The organism is Acinetobacter guillouiae (assembly GCF_002370525.2).
GTDB lineage: Bacteria > Pseudomonadota > Gammaproteobacteria > Pseudomonadales > Moraxellaceae > Acinetobacter > Acinetobacter guillouiae.
Map to the genome: position 1 here is coordinate 107,800 of NZ_AP014630.1, position 20,549 is coordinate 128,348.

The window sequence follows — 20,549 nt, forward strand, 5'->3', positions numbered from 1 at the left end:
ACCTCCAGAAAAATACTTTATCGCGATTAAGTCTTGTCCTTATGAGAAGCACAAGAGTAGAATCTTTTATGATGAAAAATTATGAACAACGATTGTGATTAATATATGACTTTTAAAGACGGCTCAACAGAAATATCGCAAGACGAGATTATTATTCTGGCTGAAACTTTTCGACTTTTAGGAGATGCCTCACGTCTCAGAATTCTTTTATTCTGTATGCGTGGACCTAGTCCAGTTGGTGATATTTGTGAAGCACTCGATTTGTCGCAATCTTTGGTTAGTCATCATTTACGTTTATTACGTTCAGCACGCTTGGTGAAAAGTGAGCGTCAGGCCAAACAAGTATTATATGAAATCGCTGATACGCATGTCAGTCATGTTTTGTCTGATATGGCAAAACATATTGCAGAAGAGCAGTGTGGTTAAATTTTCTATTTTTCAAATCGATTATCAAAAGCAAAGTAAATTTCAAAATGTGGATGCCACAAGGCAACAATCAATGACCTTGTGGCAATTTGTGCTTGACCCATATTGATCTTAATGGCTATGTCCAGCATGAGGATCAATTTTTGTCGGTTTTTCAAGGCTACAGCTGCTATCACCTTGCCAATCAATCGCGACAGTTGGATGTTCAATATCAAATTTGGTTTTTAATTCATGTTCAATTTGTTCGGTGAGTGTCTTGATATCAACACCTGCTTCAGGTTGGACATGTAATGTTGCCATTGCTCTTCCTGAAGTAATCATCCATACATGAATATGGCTAATTTTCTGAATGCCTTGAACTGATTTTAATAAGTGAGTGGTGATATCTGTTGTATTCGCATTGGCAGGCGCACCTTCTAATAAAATATGAATGGTTTGTTTAAACAAAGACCATGCACTGCGCAATACAAGTAATGATACAAGCACAGACAAAATAGGATCAATCGGTGTCCAGCCTGAGTACCAGATGACGATTGCAGCAATAATTGCAGCAACAGAACCCAATAAGTCACCCATCACGTGCAGAATCGCACCTTTGATATTTACATGATCCGTATCATCTCGTGTGAGGTACCATAAAACAAAGATATTCACCAACATACCAACAATTGCGACAATAAACATCGGTCCTGCAAGTACGGGTTGAGGTGATTGAAAGCGTACAATCGCTTCATAGACGATCCATCCAACAATCCCAAACAGAGTTAGAGAATTGATCAGACCTGCAATTACTTCAAAGCGCATATAGCCGAAAGTACGTGATTTATCCGCAGTACGACGCCCAAAGCGAAACGCTGCATATGCTAATCCTAATGCAAGTGCATCCGTCATCATATGGCCTGCATCAGCTAACAGTGCCAGTGAACCAGATATGATTCCCCCAGCAGCTTCAACAAGCATAAAACTGAAAATAATGAAGAAAGAAATCAGAATTTTTCTTTCATTTCCTGTAGTTGCTTCAGGTACATGTGCGTGGTTGTGATCACTATGGCTATTATGGGGGTGATTATGATTGTGTCCCATAAGGACCTCTGAATTGGATTATTTACATATGAATATATGTTCATATGTTTGTTTTGTCAAATAGCTTCATGTTAATTTTTTATTGCATTGTGAATCAAAAAATTCAAAAAACTGATGCCATAAGGCACTTAGGTTTAATAAAACAGAATAAAGTTTTTAAAACAGACTATTCACTTTCGAACTTATTTATTTTCATTTTGATGTGAAGTAAAAAAGGAGGCTATTTTTCGCTAAAGGATCTTGTTGGTTCAAGTTTAAGAAGATGGTTTCTGTTTAGGTTATTTTAAATTGATGTATCTATAAAAATTAGGCATAAAAAATCCACACATTCATGCAATTTTAGCGCATGCTTTGTGTGGATTACTTAAGCTATTGATATATGTATGAAACTTAATTTATTTCATACACTACAATAAGTAACTGATTGATTATTCAACCGTAACTGATTTTGCTAAGTTTCTTGGTTGGTCTACGTCAGTACCACGTAATACCGCAACATGATAAGACAGTAACTGTACTGGGATACTGTAAGCAATCGGTGCTAACCAAGTATTTACTGTTGGGATATAGACAACATGTTGACGATCTTTAGCCACGATACCGCTATTTTCATCTGCAAAAACAAACAGTTCACCACCACGTGCTTGGACTTCTTCCATATTGGATTTAAGTTTATCCAGCATGTCATCATTCGGTGCAAGAATCACCACAGGCATATCATTGTCGACCAATGCCAGTGGGCCATGTTTCAATTCACCTGCAGCATAACCTTCAGCATGAATATATGAAATTTCTTTAAGTTTTAATGCGCCTTCAAGTGCAATTGGGAATTCTGTACCGCGACCCAAGAACAAGCAATGCTGTTTCTCTTTAAACAGAACAGACAAACGTAAAATTTCTGCATCATTTTGTAAGGTATCCAAAATGACTTTAGGGATATGCCACAGCGCAGAAGTGATTTCATCAAGACGTTCAGCTGAAATGGTTTGCTTAACCTGACCAAGTTTAAGGGTCAATAGCATCAAAGCTGCGAGCTGTGTGGTAAACGCTTTGGTTGATGCGACCCCAATTTCAGGACCAGCCAGAGTTAATAAATGATGATTTGTTTCACGAACCATAGACGAGGTCGCGACATTACAAATCGTCATGGTGTAGATATTTAAACCTTTTGCTTTAGCACGCTTTTGTGTATCACGTAATGCAGCCAAGGTATCTGCAGTTTCACCTGATTGGGAAATACAGACATACAAGGTGTTATCTACAATCACAGGCGAGCGATAACGAAACTCGCTGGCAATTTCAACTTGGCAAGGTAAATCAATCAGTTGTTCAAACCAATATTTTGCAATCATTCCAGCATGGTAGCTGGTACCACAAGCAAGCACCTGAATTTGCTGAACATTTTTAAAATCTATGTTTGCATTTTGTAAGAAATCTTCTCGTAGAGTATTGCCATTCAAAGCTTGAGAAATCGTTTGTTGAATTGCTTCAGGTTGCTCAAAAATTTCTTTGAGCATGTAGTGTTTATACTCACCTTTAGAGGCATTACTCACGGTTGCATCCAGCTCTTTCACTGGACGATCAACCAATTGATCATTAACAAAAACTTCAATCGTTTCACGAGTTAAACGCGCAATATCACCTTCTTCAAGATAGATAAAACGGTTGGTCACAGGCAATAGTGCCAATTGGTCTGAACTAATAAAGTTCTCACCGATACCGACACCAATGACTAAAGGTGAGCCTTCACGAACAGCAATTAATTCATCTGGGTAATCGGTATGCACAATCCCCAGTGCATAAGCGCCTTTCAGTTGAGGTACGATTTCTTCAACGGCTTTTAATAGATTTGGTGATGATTTCAGTGCTTCAGTAATTAAGTGAGCAACGACTTCAGTATCGGTTTGTGATGTAAACACATAACCCAAAGCTTCAAGATCATCTTTAAGCTCTTGGTAGTTTTCAATAATACCGTTATGTACCACTGCAACATGGCCAGAAATATGCGGATGGGCATTATTTTCAGTTGGTTTACCATGGGTTGCCCAACGTGTGTGTGCAATACCCACAGAACCTAAAATATTCGACTCTGCAACCGCGCCTTCTAAATTTGCAACTTTACCAACACGACGTTCACGTAAGATTTGCCCCTGATCAACCAGTGCAACACCCGCAGAGTCATAACCACGATATTCAAGACGTTTTAGGCCTTCAATTAAAATATTTGTAATGCTTCGTTCAGCAACGCCACCAACAATACCGCACATAATAATATCCTCTTATTTCTTGACCTTTTGGGGACGTTGATAATTTTCTTTCGAAATTTGTTTTGCACGTTCAAATGCAAGACTGTTGTCTGCTACATCATGGGTAATCACTGAACCCGCACCTGTGGTTGCGCCATGACCAATTTTAATCGGTGCAACCAGTGAGTTGTTGGTTCCAATAAAGGCATTATCACCAATGATGGTTTTATGTTTATTGGCGCCATCATAATTACAGGTAATTGTACCTGCACCGATATTTGAACCCGCACCAATTTCTGCATCGCCTAAATAGGTGAAATGATTGGCTTTTGAACCTAGACCAACAGAAGAGTTTTTCACTTCAACAAAGTTACCGATATGAACTTCATCTGCCAATTTTGCACCTGGACGTAGTCGTGCAAAAGGACCAATATGTACATCTGCACCAATTACCGCATCTTCAAAAACACTATACGGTTGAACTTTGGTTCCTGCCGCAATTTGGGTGTTTTTAATAATACATCCTGCACCAATTTCAACGCCATTTCCGAAAGTACATTGACCTTCAATAATCACATTAATATCAATACGAACATCAGTACCCGCCGTGAGTTGACCACGTAAATCAAAACGTGAAGGGTCAATCAGATGCACGCCTTGCTGCATCAGTGATTTGGCTTGATAGTTTTGGAATTCTCGCTCTAATGCTGCAAGTTGAATGCGATCATTTACGCCTTCAACCTCAAAAGCCAATTCTGGTTGAATGGATGCGATTTCCATACCATCCGCTAAAGCCATTGCCACGATATCGGTCAGGTAGTACTCGCCTTGAGCATTGTCATTGCTGAGTTTCGGTAACCATTCATGTAATTTGGCATTGCTGACACAGTAAATACCTGTGTTGATTTCTTTAATTTGACGTTGTTCATCAGAAGCATCTTTATGTTCAACAATCGCTTGGATTTTTCGATCCTTACGTACGATACGACCGTAGCCTGTAGAATCTTCAAGCGTTAATGTGACTAAACCGATGCCTGTTTGACTGGATACATCAAGCAAACGTTGTAGGGTACTTTGTTGTACACAAGGCACATCACCAGAAAGGATCAAAGAAATGCCGTCTTGGGGTAAAACTGGTAAAGTCACTTTAACTGCATGACCTGTACCAAGTTGTTCTGTTTGCTCTACCCATTGAATATTTTCATGAGCAAATGCATTTTGAACCAGATCACCACCGTGACCAAAGATTGTAATGATATTTTTTGCTTGTAATTGTTTTGCTGTTTCAATCACATGACCGAGTAGTGGGCGTCCTGCTAACGGTTGGAGTACCTTGGGTAAACTAGAACGCATACGTGTTCCTTTACCTGCAGCAAGAATGATCACAGTTGTAGACATATCACACCTAACAGATCTGGCTTAAGCCATTTTAAAATATAAATAAATCACGATACATATTGCTGCCCAGAGGCCTGCAATAATATCGTCAAGCATGATCCCAAAGCCACCATCAACTTTTTGGTCAATGACACGAATAGGCCATGGTTTCCAGACATCAAATAAACGGAACAGTGCAAATCCAACCAGTGCCCAAATCCAATTCATTTGCCCTAAATAAATCAAAGGCAGGAAGGTGATTGATTGCCCAGCAAATTCATCCCAAACAATACGCCCATCATCATGCACATGGATAATCTCTGCGGTTTTCCCACAAATCCAAATACCGACCAATGACATGATTATGATGGCCAATATGGAGCCATAAAAACCAATTGCAAGCCAAATCGGAATAAACAAAAGCGCAAATGCTGAGCCAAATGTACCTGGTGCTTTAGGCGCTAAGCCTGAACCAAAGCCCACACCGCAGAACACAATAAAGCGTTCAGCCCATGTCATACTTTTAAAGACAATCGGAGGTTTATGCAAAGTGTTGGTACCCTTGAAGTTGAAGTGGATGGTCTAAGCCATCTTTCTCAAATACAATCCCAGATTTTTGTGTAACTTGGCCGATGATTGTAGTGGTTACATTTGGTTTTAATTGCAAAAGTTTAGCATAATTTTGCATAGTTATTGTAAAGCATAACTCATAATCATCTCCGCCCGCTAAAGCATATTTCCATTGCTCATTGTCGCTGAGTTGCCTTAAAGCTGGCTGAATCGGGAGTTGATTTAAATTTATTTTTGCACCGACACCAGAGGCATCTAAGATATGCCCGAGATCTTGAGCAAGCCCATCTGAAACATCAATCATACTGGACGCCAAGTCTTTTAACATGGCGCCTAATTCGCAGCGCGGTGTTGGGTAATCTAGACGTTGTTGTAGGGGATGTCCTAAATGTTTTAGCCCAAAAGCGGCGTCACCAATCGAGCCACTGACTACAATTAAATCATCGACTTGTGCGCCAGAACGGGTAATGGCTTTGCCTGTTTCAATCCAGCCCAGTGCGGTGACGGTAATGGTGAGATGTGGACTTTGCGTGGTATCACCACCAATTAAACGTACGCCAAATTGATCGCAACAATCATATAAACCCTGACTAAATTGTTTTAGCCAGTCATGATCAATTTGGGATAGGCTCAATGCGAGTAAAATACTGTGGGGTTTCGCACCCATTGCAGCAATATCTGACAGATTGACAGCAACAGATTTCCAGCCAATCGCATGTGGAGAAGTTTCTAAGGGAAAATGTCGACCAGCGACAAGGGTATCTGTGCAAATCACCAATTGATGATTCAAAGGTGGGGAGAGCAGAGCTGAGTCGTCACCGACGCCTAAATCAACATCATTTTGCTGCTGACGATTGAAATAGGTCTCAATAATTGAAAACTCAGCCATGTAAAAACAACTTATTTGCTTTGTTGCTTTTCTGCTTCACGCAGGCTTGTTGCTAAACGATCTAATACACCATTGATGTATTTATGACTGTCAGCACCACCAAAGTGTTTTGCCAGCTCAATGGCTTCATCGAGTACAACTCGATAAGGGACTTCAAGATGGTCTTTGAGTTCGTATGCACCTAAACGTAATGTAGCAAGTTCTACACCATCTAATGCACTCAGTTCACGATCCAGAACAGGAACAAGTAAAGCATCCAATGCTTCATGGTTTGCGATCACGGCTGTGAGCAACTCATGATAATAGCCGAGATCCACTTTATGCATTGCGTTTTCAACACGGGTACGTGCTTCAATTTCATGCACTGGGTTGTGGCTCATTTGCCATTCATAAATCCCTTGTACAGCAAAGCGACGTGCTTTACGTTTTGCTGCATAAGTAGCTTGGAGTGTTTGCGACATGCTTTAAATTGCCTTTAACAGGTTAACCATTTCAATAGCAGTAAGGGCAGCTTCACCACCTTTATTACCTGCTTTTGTACCAGAGCGTTCAATCGCCTGTTCAATACTATCCGTAGTCAATACACCATTGATTACAGGTAGGCCAGTATCTAAACCAACCACACCTAAACCTTTGGCACATTCACCTGCAACGAAGTCGAAATGTGGCGTACTACCACGAATCACTGCGCCAAGTGCAATCACTGCATCGAATTTACCAGAAGCTGCTAGTTTTTTAGCCACAACTGGAAGTTCCCATGCGCCCGGTGCATGAACGACAGTGATATTATCGTCGCTTACACCATGACGATGCAATGTATCAATTGCACCTTCTAATAAATGTTCAACAACAAAGCTGTTAAAACGACCAACTAAAATCGCGTAACGGTCTTCGCTCGCGAGATGTAATAAACCTTCAATTCGGCGAATCGCCATGGCAACCTCGATAATTTAACAGATAAGTGGTTGTACCGACTGCTTTTATTTCCCGACTAAAAACCTAATTGAGCAATAAATGCAGTCTGATTAAAAATTATTGACCAGTTTTTTGGTCAGCAGTGATGTATTCCACCACTTCTAAATTAAAGCCTGATAATGCATTGAAACGTAATGGTGAGCTGAGAAGTTTCATCTTTTCAACACCAAGATCACGTAAAATTTGTGCACCAACACCAATTGTTTGGTATTGCTGTGAAAGTGCAGCATTTGATTTTGTTGGTTTTGGCTTACCAAGTTCTGCCAAAGCAGGGCCTAAGTCAGATAGATGACGTTGACCAATCCAGACCAAAACCCCTCGATCACTGTCGGCAATCGTTTTGAGTGCTTTATCGAGGTTCCAAGCAGGCTCACCATCTTTTTTATTGAGTTTCAATAAATCACGTACAGGGTTGAAACCATGTACACGGACAGTCGTCACCCCTTGTTTTGGTTCACCTTTAACCAAAGCCAAATGAATGTCTGGATTACCAATTTCACGGTAACGGTATAAATCAAAGGTACCGTATTCAGTATCTATACTTTGTTGATCCAAACGTTCTACGGTTTGTTCATTGGTCATACGATAATGAATCAGATCAGCAATTGTACCAATTTTTAAGCCATGTTTCTCAGCAAATACTTCAAGATCTGGACGACGTGCCATCGTGCCATCTTCATTGATAATTTCACAAATCACAGATGCCGGCTCTAAACCCGCTAAACGAGATAAGTCACAGCCAGCTTCTGTATGCCCAGCACGGTGTAATACACCACCTGGTTGTGCCATTAATGGGAAGATATGTCCAGGTTGTACAATATCAGCAGGTTTGGCATGAGCAGCAACTGCAGTTTGAATGGTATGGGCACGTTCTGCGGCAGAAATACCAGTGGTAATACCATTTGCAGCTTCAATAGAAAGCGTGAAGTTTGTACTGTGTTGTGCGCCATTATGGTCGACCATTAATGGTAGATCGAGTTGCTTACAGCGGTCACGACTTAGTGTTAGGCATACAAGACCACGAGCATGGGTGATCATAAAGTTGATGTCTTCAGGGCGTACGTGTGTTGCAGCAATGACTAAATCGCCTTCATTTTCACGATCTTCGTCATCCATGAGGATAACCATTTTACCTGCACGGATATCTGCTACAAGCTCTTCAACAGTATTGAGCGGCATCAACCTTCACCTTTTTGTTCTGTCGTATGACATTTTCATTGAGTACATTCGGAGCATAGTCTAACGTGTTTTTACGTATTTTGCCTATGCTTATCATCTTCCTTTGAGATAGATAGTTATACACAAGCTTGTAGGGCAATGAAAAGAGAAGAAAATTGATTTATCGTGATTTAGTATAAAGATCAGACACTCATTTCGAAAAAAATAAGATTAACTTATCGGAAATTGAGCGTAATAAAAGAAAAACCCTCGCACTTTAAAAAAGAGGAGGGCTTGATAGATGGTAAATACTTAATTCTCTGAGATTGCTTCAGAATTCGGTGTATTTTTCTTACCTTTTAAAATCTCAGTACGAATATTTTGTGCAAGTTCAGCACAGTCATTATTCATACCATTGATCATAAATGAGTGACGGGTCAACACATTGGTTGGATTTGGTAAGGCAACCAATTGATAACAATCACCAATATGCTTGAGTTGATCATTGCTTAAATACAATGCCATTTCTTTGGCAATTAAATGATTCACCAAGCGCTCAGCAGCTTGAGACGCATCAAGTTGCATCGCCTCTACTGAGGTGGTGACCGCACAACGCGTCTGTAACACAAAGCGCTTGTCTTCACGGTAACGTTTATACAGAACTTCCGACAGTAATTGAAATACCGAACCAACCATTAATATAGATTGTGCTGCATTGGGTTTTTCAGCATCAATACTCAGGATTGCACCATTCTGATTAAATTCTTGATGAATGGTGAAATCTTTTGCATTCAATTTGAAATGCTGTGCGCAAAGTTCAATACTTTTATTCAGAAAAATCTGACATAAATTAAAATAAGGCAGTGAAACCGACTGGTTGACCGTATTCATCAGTTGTTTCGGATCATAGTACTGAATATTCAGCGCCAAAATCTCTTGGTCATTTTCCAGTGTTGTGGTTACAGGCGTTTTGGGTTCAGGTTTTGCTTTGGCTTGCGCTTGTTGTTGAGCTTGCGCAATCGCAATCGTGCGGTTGGCTTTCTCCGCTTCAAGTGCTTCAGTCAGTTGTTGAATTTCGTGTTTTAAGCGGGCTTCATTGTTGATGCGAGCCAAAAATTCACTGCGCGTTGGGCGAGCGATGGCACGGTAGGCCAACCATAAAAAGGTATGAATTAATAATGACACTAAAATAGCCAGCCATTGGGTCCGTAAAATTTCACCAATACTTGGCTTGATCAAGGTAATTTCAATTGTGCCGACTTTTTTCTCGTTCTGTAATGCATCACGAACAAAAACTTCACCTTGACGAGTTTTTGCCATACCACTGGTTGCCAGCACTTGTTTTTTAGCATCCAGTATTCGAATCGAAGCCACGCTTGGATTGGTCGCATAGCGATTTGCCAACAGCGCCAATGACACCGTATTTGCGGGTTCGAGTTCAGATAGGCTGTCCGTGACCAATTGGCTGGTCATGAGTTGGCCTTGGCTGGCACGGTTTTCATTTAACTGATGTGTTGTTGCAACTACCAATAAAAAGGTATGAAATGCAAAACTTACAATAAGTAGGCTAGCAAATAGCCCTTGTCTTGGCGCATTCAACGTAAACTTCCAAAGCAAAAAATTTCGATTTCGATTATGATTCTTCCAATTGTTGTAGCTCAGACCCGAGTCAATTCATGCGAGAAATCATTCTTATTTCATTTTTAGGACCTGACCAACCCAATCAGTTTACTCGATTAATGCAAGTGTTGTCCGTACATTCTTTGCAAATATTAGATGTAGGACAGGCGGTCATCCATAATCAATTGACTTTAGGTATTGTAGTGTCGTCAAACGATCAAACTGCAACAGCTTTAGCCATGAAAGACATCCTTATTTTAGCACATGATATTGGTTTAACCGTTCGTTTTAAGCCGATTTCAGGCGCAGAATATGACCAATGGGTGAGTGAAGGTGGGCGCACACGTTATATCGTGACCGCTTTAGCACCAGAGCTCACAGCCGAACATCTACAAGCGGTAACCAATATTGTTTCAAGTCAAGGTTTTAACATTGAAACAGTGACGCGCTTGTCGGGTCGTCCCGAACGTAATGGACACCAAGATGGGCTGAAACGTTCATGTGTTCAATTCGGTTTGAGTGGGCAAATGCTGGATGCACAGGCGATGCGTGCCGCATGTTTACGGCTTTCTGCTGAATTAAATATTGATGTCGCGGTGCAGGAAGACAATGCCTATCGCCGTAATCGTCGCTTAGTCTGCTTCGACATGGACTCGACTTTGATTGAGCAAGAAGTGATTGACGAACTTGCTAAAGAAGCAGGGGTGGGCGATAAAGTCGCTGAAATCACTGAACGTGCAATGCAAGGGGAGTTGGATTTTCAACAAAGTTTCCGTGCACGCGTTGCGTTACTTAAAGGCCTTGATGCCACAGTATTGCCTCAAATTGCTGAACGACTAACCGTGACAGAAGGTGCCGAGCGGTTAATCTCGACACTGAAATCATTGGGTTATAAAACTGCGATTTTATCTGGTGGTTTTCAGTACTTTGCTGAATCTCTACAAGAAAAATTGGGCATTGATGAAGTGCATGCCAATATCCTCGATGTTGAAAATGGTGTCGTGACAGGTGAGGTTAAAGGCCATATCGTTGATGGAGCGCGCAAGGCGTATCTCTTGACTGAATTGGCTGGGAAAATGGGGATTTCACCTGAGCAAGCGATTGCGGTTGGAGATGGTGCAAACGATTTGCCGATGCTTTCAATTGCCGGGCTCGGAGTCGCATTCCGTGCGAAACCTGTGGTTCGTCAAAATGCCAATCAAGCCATTTCAAGTGTAGGTCTAGATGGTGTGCTTTATCTTTTAGGCGTGCATGATAAAGATTTGTCCCGTGCTTAAATGACATGGGTTATATTGCAGAATCATGACAAATAGCGACTTTAAGTCGCTATTTTTTATTTGAAAATGAATCACTTTGCTGCCATTCGCGCTCAATAAAACAGCTTGATAAAAATATTCGTTTTAGAACTTAAAAAAAGTTTTTCAGGGATTAAAAGCTGTGTGTATTTTTTTGTAATGACACTGCATGATTGATGGTAATTAGATTGTGAGAAAAACAGGATTCTTAAAAAATGTAATGACAAATGAATGTTGCGACAAAGTGTGTCGTTTAAGCAGAAAACAGCGCTTTCCTTCTCTTAAAAACTATACATAATGCAAAGCATAAGCTTCTATAAGGTGATTTAAGAAAAATTATAAAGCTTGAAATTGTTGTGAAACACCTATTTAAACGGTTTTTTTATAAGGCATCATTTTGACGGAGGTTGTTATGGTATCAACAACATTTGCAACATTGATTGGATTCGGTCTAATTGCTGCAGCGTTGGCTACCGTGTTCTTTTCCCCTTATCGTCATTGGTTAGGGTTTATGTTTGCAGGCATGATCTTCTGGGGCACCTTGGAAGCAATGCGTTATAGTGTACAGAACATCTTTGATATTTCGGTCGCATATAGCTATTTAACCGCGATTATGTTGGCGATGTCAGCATTGATTGCTCTTTTATTGCGTGAAGACAGTCGTGCACAAAAAGCATTGGCAAATCGCCAATATATTGAACATACCCCAGTCTATGAAGATGAATAAGTTTTGAGTGAAAACTTCAGTCAATATGAACGCTAAGATAACAATAGTGACTTTAATTACACGAAAAAAATCAATTTAGACATTCCAAGGTATATCATAATGGTATACCTTTTTTTCAGTTTATACTTTGCTCTGAAAGCCATGTCTACGCAATGACAAGTTATGTTAGGATGAGCAAATTCGAATCTAATTTAAAAAACAACAGGCTTAAATGTCATGAAACTTTCTGCAATTCCAGTTGTGAAGTTACCAATCGTTGATGCAAGTACAGATCCACTGGATTTGCTTGTATTGGGTTTAGCACTTCGTATGAAACAATTGGCTCGTACCAGTCCAAAATTTATTGAATTGACCCATGACCGTCAGTTCCGTATTCAGATTGGTACCGACTTGGGCGTGGCACGCCAAATCATTGTGAACAATGGTCAAATTGATACAGTTTCAGGTGCTGAACAAAAAGCTGATTTTGTTTTACAGTTTGCTGACAGTGAGCAAGGTGTAAAAACTTTGGTAAAAGGCGATCCAACGGCTTTTATGACGGGTATGCAAAACGGCAGTATCAAAATGGAAGGCGATTTCAGTTTGTTGGTCTGGTTTAACCAAGTGGCTAAACTGATTCCACCAAAAGTTCCAAAACCAGTAAAAGACAAAATTAAATTGGCACGCCAATTCTTAAAAGAGAAGATTGGACGCTAAGCGAATCGAAAATCTTAAAAAGCCCGATCAGATCGGGCTTTTTAAGATTTAAACATTGGTATTAAGATCAATGTTTTGATTATTCAGCTTTTAATTATTCAACTTCTAAGTTAAAGGTCACAGGCCCATCATTGACCAAATGCACTTTCATATCCGCTGCGAAAATACCTGTCTCAACATTTTTAAATTGTGATCGAGCATAATCAACCAATTGTTGATACAGTGCCTGAGCTTCAGCGGGCGGCATGGCTGGTCCAAAGTCTGGACGCAAGCCTTTTTGCGTTTGTGCCATTAAGGTGAATTGAGAAACCAATAAAATCCCACCATTGGCTTGGCTGACATTCCAGCCCATTTTGCCTTGTTCGTCATCAAAGAAACGATATTTCAAAATTTTATCAATTAATTTTTGACCTTTTTCAAAATTGTCTTCCTTCGCTAAGCCGAGAAAAACCAAAATTCCTTTTTGAATTTCTCCAGTAGTTTCACCATCAACAACGACTTTGGCTTCTAACACTCTTTGTAATAATGCGCGCATATAAACAATAAGACTAAAATACGATAACGCTATTCTAACAGGGAAAACCCAGTAAGTTGATGAGAGTAAGCCATTGATGAAAAGTTGAAGCTAATGATAAGTTTTTGAATAAAAATAGAATTTATAAAATTATCATATGGGCAGATAAATTGAAAAAATAATTCTGCTGAGATTTATGTTGAGCTTAACTGAAAATATAGTTCATCACTTATAAATGATTACGTTATCTCAGCGAAAAATATGCTTTAATAAAAACAGCATAGCGAAATTAAAATAGATATGGCGCCAATCATCCAATCCTTGCTCGATACAGATTTATATAAATTTACCATGTTACAAGTGGTGCTACATAAATTTCCTCAAACGCACAGTGTGTATCATTTTCGCTGTCGTAATCTAGATGCTACGGTTTATCCCCTGACGGATATTCTGGATGATTTGAACGAGCAGCTCGATCATCTCTGCTTACTCAAATTCCAAGAAGATGAATTGCAATATTTACGCAGTATGCGTTTTATCAAAAGTGATTTTGTCGACTATTTAGAATTATTCCAACTCAAACGCCGTTTTATTAAAGCGGGTATTGATGAACAAGGCCGTTTAGACATTTGGGTTGAAGGCCCAATGGTTCAGGCGATGATGTTTGAAATTTTTGTTCTGGCGATTGTCAATGAACTCTATTTTAGCCGGATTCGTAATGATGACATTTATGTTGAAGGTGAACGCCGTCTACAAGCCAAAGTTGAATTATTAAAGAAATTTGAACAGCAACAAGGCACTCAAGCTCCGCCATTTTTAGTCTCAGATTTTGGTACTCGTCGTCGTTATAGTCTAGATTGGCAAAGACATGTGATCCAGACTTTCCATGCAGCTGTACCCAATGTGTTTAGAGGTACCAGTAATGTCCTTTTGGCAAAGGAATTAAATATTCATCCAATTGGTACCATGGCGCATGAGTTTCTACAAGCATTCCAAGCGCTAGATGTCCGTTTAAGAGATTTTCAAAAAGCAGCTTTAGAAACCTGGGTACAAGAGTATCGTGGTGATCTGGGCATTGCCTTGACCGATGTGGTCGGTATGGATGCATTCTTACAAGATTTTGATTTGTATTTTGCCAAGTTATTCGATGGTTTACGTCATGACAGTGGTGACCCATTTGAATGGGGCGATAAAGCTTATCAACACTACCGAAAACTGAAAATTGATACCAAAACCAAGATGCTAACCTTTAGTGATGGATTAGACATTGAGCGTGCGTGGGCGTTATATCAATACTTTAAAGATCGTTTTCAAGTCAGTTTTGGTATTGGTACCAATTTGACCAATGATATGGGGCAAACGCCACTCAATATTGTGTTAAAACTGGTGGAGTGTAATGGTCAATCTGTGGCGAAAATTTCAGATAGTCCCGGAAAAACCATGACGGATAACGATACTTTCTTGGCTTACTTACGACAGGTCTTTGAAATACCTGAAGTTGTCGAAGCAGTGAAAATTGATATCTGAATTTTTGCTAAAAGAATGTGAAAAATCAGCATATTGGTAAAAAACACTGTGCTAAGATCATTTGTGCTCAAGGTCTTAAAATAGAAAAACGTATGACTACACCAGCCTTTAACTTCGAATTACTCATAGAAGCAGAACAACTTGTGCCATTTTTAGGGCATGACAAAATTCGTATTGTCGATCTAAGTCGTAGCTCTGTGTATGATCAATTACATATTCCACATGCATTACATGTTAAACCACAACTGTTGGTTCGACAGGAAGAACAAGCTTCAGGGTTATTGCCCGATGAGGACGGTTTAAAAGCGCTGATTGAGTATTTAAACATCTCTCCAGAACATCATGTCGTGGTCTACGATGATGAAGGCGGTGCTTGGGCTGGGCGTTTGATCTGGAACTTACATTGCCTTGGTTTTTATAATACCAGCTTACTCAATGGCGGAATTCATGCATGGTTAGCAGCAGGCTATCCGACTTCGGCTGAAGCAGAAAGTTTTAGCAAAGTTGAACCCTTAGTTACCGTCAATTTACAACATCTTGATCAACACCGAATTGAATATGCCAAACTGTTGCAAAAGGTTGAACAGCAAGCGATTCAAGTTTGGGATTGTCGAACTTCAGAAGAATATACCGGACAGCGTTTAGCAGCGCGACGCGGCGGTCACATTCCAAGTGCACAACATTTTGAATGGAGTACTGCAATTAATCGTCAAAATCATTTAAAATTGCATCCTCTAGAACGCACGCAACAACGTCTAGAACAATTAGGCTTTCAATTTGACCAGCCTGTGGTGGTGTATTGTCAGTCACATCATCGTTCTGGTCTGGCTTATATCTTGGGTCGGTTATTGGATTGGAATATTCAAGCCTATGATGGTGCGTGGAGCGAGTGGGGCAATCGCCTCGATAGTCCAATTATTACTGGAGAATCACCTGCGTGAGTCTTACATCAACGTTAAAAAAACAAATTTTTATCCAAGCACAAAAAGTCATTCCGCAACAGCAACTCAGCCGTGTTGTTGGTAAAGTTGCAGCCAGTGAAAATCCAATTGTTAAAAATTTAGCGATTCAAGCATTTAAAGCACAGTATGGGATAGACCTTTCTATTGCTGAGCAAAGTGATGCTTTAAAATATAAATCATTCAATGAATTTTTTACCCGGGCCTTAAAAGACGGTGTTCGAGAAATTGACACAGATCAGACCAGTATTGTCTCTCCAGCAGATGGTGCAATTTCTCAGTTGGGTAAAATTAAAGATGGTGATGTATTTCAGGCCAAAGGCCAAAGTTTTTCTGTAGACAAACTGATTGGCGATCCACAATTGGCTGCACCATTTATCAATGGTGAATTTGCCACGGTTTATTTGTCACCACGTGATTATCACCGTGTCCATATGCCATTTGCAGGAACGTTGACAGAAACCTTGTATATCCCTGGTGAGTTATTTTCTGTAAACCAGACTACAGCAGAGAATATTCCAGGTTTATTTGCGCGTAATGAGCGTATGGTATGTTTGTTTGATACCGAATTAGGACGTATGGCGGTTGTTCTAGTGGGTGCAATGATCGTTGCAGGAATTGAAACTGTGGCGACTGGTAAAGTAAAACCAACAGGGCGTTTAGAGTTAAACCAGCATGATTTGGCCTTAGAAAAGGGTGCTGAACTTGGACGTTTTTATTTAGGTTCAACCGCAGTTGTATTGTTTGAACAGAATAAAATCACTTGGGATGAACAGTTTAAAGCCAATTCTATTGTGGTGATGGGTGAAGCTTTAGGGCATAAAATATAATTGAGATCAATGGATCATTATATTTTTCAAATGGTTGATTGAGATTGACTCTGTATCACTTTGAGTAACAGAGTCAAGCTCACAAAGCCGAATAAGATTTGATGTAAGCCTGTTATAAGCGGTTCTTTTCAGCCTTAAAAGAAACCACTTTCCATTCAGAGACTCGTCCGTCTTGTCCAAATTTAATCTTCCATTCCTTCCACCAGACATTGGAATAACTACACATATATTGGATCACAACACCTTGATCCATGCCTTGTCCACATTGTTCGGTTGTTATTCCCATATCGGAACGTATCCAATAAAAAAATAATTGCCCTCCATCCTTATCAACGCCAGTCCTATAAGGCTTTCCCCATACTGGTCCGTATTTTCCTTCACGATTGGTATTCATCATCTCATTTGCGGTTTTACCTGTTAGATCGTTATAAGAGAGTTTTGCTATGGTCGTAGCACACCCACTCAGTAATAATCCTAAAACAGCTGCAATAGAAAATTTATATTTATTCATTGTAATGTCCATTTTTTGGTGTGTTGATATTTATGAATAGTTTTTTATAAAAATAACTGATGATAAAATAATGCTTAAAATCAGATATATTTCTCAATATATTTCACTAATGTGACTTGGTCAACATTAATATAAGTAAGCTTTATTTTTATAATCTAAAGTCATTTATTCAGCTTGATCTCGAATTTTATTATGAAGATATACAGCACACGTCTGAGTATGAATTTTCGTTATGGCATAAGTGCTTTTTGAGGAAAACGATTTTAAAAGTTGAATATCGTTTTTTAGTATTAATTTCCAAGATATTTTGATTGCATCAAAACATTTTTCACAATGGTAAATACACAAGCAGTGCGAGCTATTTGGCGGTTCTTTTTATGTAATAGCAACCCAATAAAAGTGTCTGGTTAAACCCAGAATATATTTTTAGATCAATCCCGATGCATTGAAATAAGACAGCTTTAAAGCCTGTGCATCTGCTAGGGCATTGTGTGGGTTTTCAGAGGGGACATGGGTTTCAATTGGGTCTTGCATCCATAATTGCATGGTCAGCGGAGGTGTTCGGATACATTTCCCCGCAGAAAGTACCAGACTACGGGTAAACAAGGCAAAGTCTTCTGGCCAATCTGCCACAATTTCAAGACTAGAATATTGAGATAAATAAAACTGTAAGCGACTTTGAAATTGCGCTAAGGAAATCGGTTCTTGATTTAAACGAGGCATGACATGGTCTTTAACCCAAGTAATGGGGTCAGCGCATGCTAAAACTTCATAAAAATGTTGATTATTTTCGTCAACCAATGCCAGTGAAATTAATTCACCACCAAAGCCATTAAACTCACAATCTAAAAATAGTTTCATCAGAATTAATCAAAAAATCAAATATTAACCTGCAAAATCAAGGCGCTCTTTGGGGAAAACCACTCTAAAAATAGACCCCTGATTTTCTTTAGAATCAATTTCTAAATATGCATTATGTTGCATTAAAACATGCTTCACAATGGCAAGCCCTAAACCTGTTCCACCCGTTTGACGGCTTCGTGCACTATCTACACGATAAAAGCGTTCGGTTAAACGTGGAATATGTTTTGGGTCAATTCCGATCCCGGTATCTTCAACAGTGAAATAACCATGTTCACTGTCATCATGCCAGCCGATTGTAACAGTGCCACCTTTAGGGGTGTATTTAATCGCATTGGTGATTAAATTACTAAACGCACTGGCAAGCTCTGCATCAGAACCAATTAAGTCACAATGACTGTCGATATCTAAATTTAAAGTATGTCCATAATCGACATTGTAGGCTTGTGCATCATCAAAAAGCTGATTCATCAAATTCGGCATATCGATGATTTGATTTTTTGCGATCTGTTTATTGCCTTCCAAACGTGAAAGCAAGAGTAAGTCATTGACTAAGGCATTCATACGACGTGTTTGCGATTGCATCTGTTCAAAAGCACGTTTCCAGCGCGGATTTAAATCTTCTTGGTCGGTAAAGGTTTCGATATAACCACTGAGTACCGTCAGCGGGGTACGAAGTTCATGTGAAATATTGTCGACAAAGTCTTTGCGCATCTGTTCCAGATTATGTACACGTGTGACATCGTAAGCGACGAGCAAACGGCTTTCACTACCAAAACGTGTCAGTTTAATCTGTACATAATGCTCTTCATAAACCGAAGATTTTATTTTAATGCCATCTGGAGATTGGTCGATATTATTAAAATATTCAATAAAGCTCGGTTGGCGGATAATGGTCAAGATATTACGACCACGATCTAGCGGTTGAATGCCCAACAGTCTTTCCGCAGCAGGATTCCACCATTCAATTTGATGTAATTCATCCGTTAAAACCACAGCTTCGGCTAAAGCAATCAGTGAGGATTGCGCACGATCAATCAATCCGACCATTTCAGCTTGAACAACCCGTTCTTGGCGTTGTGCACGATAAACATTAAAAAGCAGCGCACCCCAAATACCTTCTAGATTGGGCGGAGAATCATAAGGACGATTCGAAATCCACTCATTGACCAAGTATAAAGAGCGTAATTGAAATAGAAAAAAAACAGCAAAACCGATGGAAATACAAATCCAAAAATACCCTATCCCTAAACCAATAAATCCGCCAATGATGAGTAAAAAACCAAGCAGGCGTAAATCTTGTTTTGCAAATTCCCACAAGCTACTGTAACGGAATTTTTTATGTTCTCGTGCAAGATCTGGGACGGGGTAGGGTTCATACATAGAAATTTATTTACCTTGAGAATGCTTAACCTAAAGCAACATCTGCACGGGTAGAGAAGCGATAACCCGTTCCACGCACAGTTTGTACGTAGCGATCAGCACCATAAGGTTCAAGCACTTTACGTAAGCGGCGGATGTGTACGTCTATGGTACGGTCTTCAATATACACGTTACCACCCCAGACCTGATCAAGTAACTGGGCACGTGTATAAGCACGTTCAGGATGTGTCATAAAGAATGCCAATAGGCGGTATTCTGTTGGACCCATTTCTAAAATATTATCACTAAAACTGACACGTTGGCTCACTGGATCAAGTATTAATCCATTGGCATCAATGGTTTTTTCACCACTGAGTGCATTGGCACGACGAAGGACAGCTTTGATACGCGAAACCAATTCACGAGTAGAGAATGGTTTGGTCATATAGTCGTCTGCACCAGCATCAAGGCCTTGAACTTTATGATCTTCTTCGCCACGTGCTGTCAACATGATGACTGGAATTTCTGCCAAATTTTCATCACGTTTTAAGCGACGACATAAGTCTACACCGCTCACACCGCCAGGCATCATCCAATCGAGTAAAATCAAAGATGGTCGTTGGTCAACAATCATTTGATGGGCTTGTTTTGCATCTTCAGCTTGCAGGCATTGAAAACCTGCCATATCCAATGAGGTATGAATCATTTCTCGAATCGGAAGTTCGTCATCGACGATTAATATATAGTCATCTTTCACAACGCAATATCCTATGTATGAACGGTGTACCGTCTTTTATTTATGACAGGCTTATTACAAAGATTAATTATGACAGTATCATTGCAAAAAGAAGATGTTGACGAATTTTTGCAAAAAAATGTGACAAATAATCGTCGATATGATGAATAATCCATGACATTTTTAA

General features: G+C 39.7%; 21 protein-coding genes. 7 read left to right on the top strand and 14 right to left on the bottom strand.

The features are described from left to right. Positions 1 to 105: 105 nt before the first annotated feature. Positions 106 to 426, top strand: a complete 321-nt coding sequence (locus AS4_RS00440) for an ArsR/SmtB family transcription factor (RefSeq protein WP_004718782.1) — start codon at positions 106 to 108, stop codon at positions 424 to 426. A 111-nt stretch (positions 427 to 537) separates the two neighbouring features. On the opposite strand, the gene AS4_RS00445 is transcribed toward AS4_RS00440, so the two are convergent. From AS4_RS00445 to AS4_RS00485, 9 genes are all read right to left on the bottom strand, one after another. Then, positions 538 to 1,509: a cation diffusion facilitator family transporter gene (locus AS4_RS00445; RefSeq protein WP_004718779.1), complete on the bottom strand. Its 972-nt coding sequence runs from the start codon at positions 1,507 to 1,509 to the stop codon at positions 538 to 540. Positions 1,510 to 1,937: 428 nt separating this feature from the next. Then, positions 1,938 to 3,776 (bottom strand): glutamine--fructose-6-phosphate transaminase (isomerizing), encoded by a 1,839-nt coding sequence (glmS, locus tag AS4_RS00450; protein ID WP_096732509.1) that lies wholly within the window; start codon positions 3,774 to 3,776, stop codon positions 1,938 to 1,940. A 12-nt stretch (positions 3,777 to 3,788) separates the two neighbouring features. After that, entirely contained in the window at positions 3,789 to 5,153 is a 1,365-nt protein-coding gene (gene glmU / locus AS4_RS00455) for a bifunctional UDP-N-acetylglucosamine diphosphorylase/glucosamine-1-phosphate N-acetyltransferase GlmU (protein WP_096732510.1), read from the bottom strand. A gap of 21 nt (positions 5,154 to 5,174) precedes the next feature. After that, the gene (locus tag AS4_RS00460) at positions 5,175 to 5,651 is read right to left on the bottom strand and encodes a phosphatidylglycerophosphatase A family protein (protein ID WP_016539097.1); all 477 of its coding nucleotides are present in this window, start codon (positions 5,649 to 5,651) and stop codon (positions 5,175 to 5,177) included. Positions 5,652 to 5,673: 22 nt separating this feature from the next. Beyond that, entirely contained in the window at positions 5,674 to 6,591 is a 918-nt protein-coding gene (gene thiL, locus AS4_RS00465; RefSeq protein WP_096732512.1) for a thiamine-phosphate kinase, read from the bottom strand. 11 nt (positions 6,592 to 6,602) lie between these two features. Further along, positions 6,603 to 7,052 (bottom strand): transcription antitermination factor NusB, encoded by a 450-nt coding sequence (gene nusB, locus AS4_RS00470; protein ID WP_004718751.1) that lies wholly within the window; start codon positions 7,050 to 7,052, stop codon positions 6,603 to 6,605. A gap of 3 nt (positions 7,053 to 7,055) precedes the next feature. Further along, positions 7,056 to 7,526, bottom strand: coding sequence for a 6,7-dimethyl-8-ribityllumazine synthase (ribH, locus tag AS4_RS00475; RefSeq protein ID WP_004718750.1), 471 nt, complete (start codon positions 7,524 to 7,526; stop codon positions 7,056 to 7,058). Between the two features lie 97 nt (positions 7,527 to 7,623). Continuing rightward, entirely contained in the window at positions 7,624 to 8,745 is a 1,122-nt protein-coding gene (ribBA, locus tag AS4_RS00480; RefSeq protein WP_004818315.1) for a bifunctional 3,4-dihydroxy-2-butanone-4-phosphate synthase/GTP cyclohydrolase II, read from the bottom strand. A 291-nt stretch (positions 8,746 to 9,036) separates the two neighbouring features. Then, positions 9,037 to 10,323 (bottom strand): hypothetical protein, encoded by a 1,287-nt coding sequence (locus AS4_RS00485; protein ID WP_096732514.1) that lies wholly within the window; start codon positions 10,321 to 10,323, stop codon positions 9,037 to 9,039. A 77-nt stretch (positions 10,324 to 10,400) separates the two neighbouring features. On the opposite strand from AS4_RS00485, the gene serB reads away from it, so the two are divergent. From serB to AS4_RS00500, 3 genes are all read left to right on the top strand, one after another. Beyond that, positions 10,401 to 11,621, top strand: a complete 1,221-nt coding sequence (gene serB, locus AS4_RS00490) for a phosphoserine phosphatase SerB (RefSeq protein ID WP_096732516.1) — start codon at positions 10,401 to 10,403, stop codon at positions 11,619 to 11,621. A gap of 430 nt (positions 11,622 to 12,051) precedes the next feature. Continuing rightward, complete coding sequence (gene aciT, locus AS4_RS00495) at positions 12,052 to 12,366, top strand: ciprofloxacin tolerance protein AciT (protein ID WP_004818318.1); 315 nt, start codon at positions 12,052 to 12,054, stop codon at positions 12,364 to 12,366. A 216-nt stretch (positions 12,367 to 12,582) separates the two neighbouring features. Beyond that, entirely contained in the window at positions 12,583 to 13,062 is a 480-nt protein-coding gene (locus AS4_RS00500; protein ID WP_004718739.1) for an SCP2 sterol-binding domain-containing protein, read from the top strand. 94 nt (positions 13,063 to 13,156) lie between these two features. On the opposite strand, the gene dtd is transcribed toward AS4_RS00500, so the two are convergent. Continuing rightward, positions 13,157 to 13,597 carry a D-aminoacyl-tRNA deacylase gene (dtd, locus tag AS4_RS00505; protein ID WP_004818319.1) on the bottom strand — a complete coding sequence of 147 codons (441 nt, stop codon included), beginning with the start codon at positions 13,595 to 13,597 and terminating at the stop codon, positions 13,157 to 13,159. A gap of 279 nt (positions 13,598 to 13,876) precedes the next feature. On the opposite strand from dtd, the gene pncB reads away from it, so the two are divergent. From pncB to asd, 3 genes are all read left to right on the top strand, one after another. Continuing rightward, entirely contained in the window at positions 13,877 to 15,103 is a 1,227-nt protein-coding gene (gene pncB, locus AS4_RS00510) for a nicotinate phosphoribosyltransferase (protein WP_004718736.1), read from the top strand. 92 nt (positions 15,104 to 15,195) lie between these two features. Then, entirely contained in the window at positions 15,196 to 16,044 is an 849-nt protein-coding gene (locus tag AS4_RS00515; RefSeq protein WP_034611324.1) for a sulfurtransferase, read from the top strand. After that, complete coding sequence (asd, locus tag AS4_RS00520; RefSeq protein WP_096732518.1) at positions 16,041 to 16,892, top strand: archaetidylserine decarboxylase; 852 nt, start codon at positions 16,041 to 16,043, stop codon at positions 16,890 to 16,892. Before AS4_RS00515 ends, asd begins: the two co-directional genes overlap by 4 nt. A gap of 112 nt (positions 16,893 to 17,004) precedes the next feature. Here the strand turns inward: asd and AS4_RS00525 are convergent, their stop codons facing one another. From AS4_RS00525 to phoB, 4 genes are all read right to left on the bottom strand, one after another. Next, positions 17,005 to 17,403: a hypothetical protein gene (locus AS4_RS00525; protein ID WP_096732520.1), complete on the bottom strand. Its 399-nt coding sequence runs from the start codon at positions 17,401 to 17,403 to the stop codon at positions 17,005 to 17,007. Positions 17,404 to 17,829: 426 nt separating this feature from the next. Beyond that, positions 17,830 to 18,264: a hypothetical protein gene (locus AS4_RS00530; protein ID WP_096732522.1), complete on the bottom strand. Its 435-nt coding sequence runs from the start codon at positions 18,262 to 18,264 to the stop codon at positions 17,830 to 17,832. Positions 18,265 to 18,288: 24 nt separating this feature from the next. Next, the gene (phoR, locus tag AS4_RS00535; protein ID WP_096732524.1) at positions 18,289 to 19,647 is read right to left on the bottom strand and encodes a phosphate regulon sensor histidine kinase PhoR; all 1,359 of its coding nucleotides are present in this window, start codon (positions 19,645 to 19,647) and stop codon (positions 18,289 to 18,291) included. 25 nt (positions 19,648 to 19,672) lie between these two features. After that, entirely contained in the window at positions 19,673 to 20,383 is a 711-nt protein-coding gene (gene phoB, locus AS4_RS00540; RefSeq protein WP_004718724.1) for a phosphate regulon transcriptional regulator PhoB, read from the bottom strand. Positions 20,384 to 20,549 lie beyond the last annotated feature (166 nt).

Excerpts from the sequence above, each read along its gene's own strand:
- glmS (WP_096732509.1), bottom strand. The coding sequence starts at position 3,776 with ATGTGCGGTATTGTTGGTGGCGTTGCTGAACGAAGCATTACAAATATT.
- dtd (WP_004818319.1), bottom strand. The coding sequence starts at position 13,597 with ATGCGCGCATTATTACAAAGAGTGTTAGAAGCCAAAGTCGTTGTTGAT.
- AS4_RS00515 (WP_034611324.1), top strand. The coding sequence starts at position 15,196 with ATGACTACACCAGCCTTTAACTTCGAATTACTCATAGAAGCAGAACAA.
- AS4_RS00445 (WP_004718779.1), bottom strand. The coding sequence starts at position 1,509 with ATGGGACACAATCATAATCACCCCCATAATAGCCATAGTGATCACAAC.
- serB (WP_096732516.1), top strand. The coding sequence starts at position 10,401 with ATGCGAGAAATCATTCTTATTTCATTTTTAGGACCTGACCAACCCAAT.
- phoR (WP_096732524.1), bottom strand. The coding sequence starts at position 19,647 with ATGTATGAACCCTACCCCGTCCCAGATCTTGCACGAGAACATAAAAAA.
- AS4_RS00530 (WP_096732522.1), bottom strand. The coding sequence starts at position 18,264 with ATGAAACTATTTTTAGATTGTGAGTTTAATGGCTTTGGTGGTGAATTA.
- thiL (WP_096732512.1), bottom strand. The coding sequence starts at position 6,591 with ATGGCTGAGTTTTCAATTATTGAGACCTATTTCAATCGTCAGCAGCAA.
- AS4_RS00440 (WP_004718782.1), top strand. The coding sequence starts at position 106 with ATGACTTTTAAAGACGGCTCAACAGAAATATCGCAAGACGAGATTATT.
- ribBA (WP_004818315.1), bottom strand. The coding sequence starts at position 8,745 with ATGCCGCTCAATACTGTTGAAGAGCTTGTAGCAGATATCCGTGCAGGT.
- AS4_RS00525 (WP_096732520.1), bottom strand. The coding sequence starts at position 17,403 with ATGAATAAATATAAATTTTCTATTGCAGCTGTTTTAGGATTATTACTG.
- aciT (WP_004818318.1), top strand. The coding sequence starts at position 12,052 with ATGGTATCAACAACATTTGCAACATTGATTGGATTCGGTCTAATTGCT.
- ribH (WP_004718750.1), bottom strand. The coding sequence starts at position 7,526 with ATGGCGATTCGCCGAATTGAAGGTTTATTACATCTCGCGAGCGAAGAC.
- nusB (WP_004718751.1), bottom strand. The coding sequence starts at position 7,052 with ATGTCGCAAACACTCCAAGCTACTTATGCAGCAAAACGTAAAGCACGT.
- glmU (WP_096732510.1), bottom strand. The coding sequence starts at position 5,153 with ATGTCTACAACTGTGATCATTCTTGCTGCAGGTAAAGGAACACGTATG.
- AS4_RS00500 (WP_004718739.1), top strand. The coding sequence starts at position 12,583 with ATGAAACTTTCTGCAATTCCAGTTGTGAAGTTACCAATCGTTGATGCA.
- pncB (WP_004718736.1), top strand. The coding sequence starts at position 13,877 with ATGGCGCCAATCATCCAATCCTTGCTCGATACAGATTTATATAAATTT.
- AS4_RS00460 (WP_016539097.1), bottom strand. The coding sequence starts at position 5,651 with ATGACATGGGCTGAACGCTTTATTGTGTTCTGCGGTGTGGGCTTTGGT.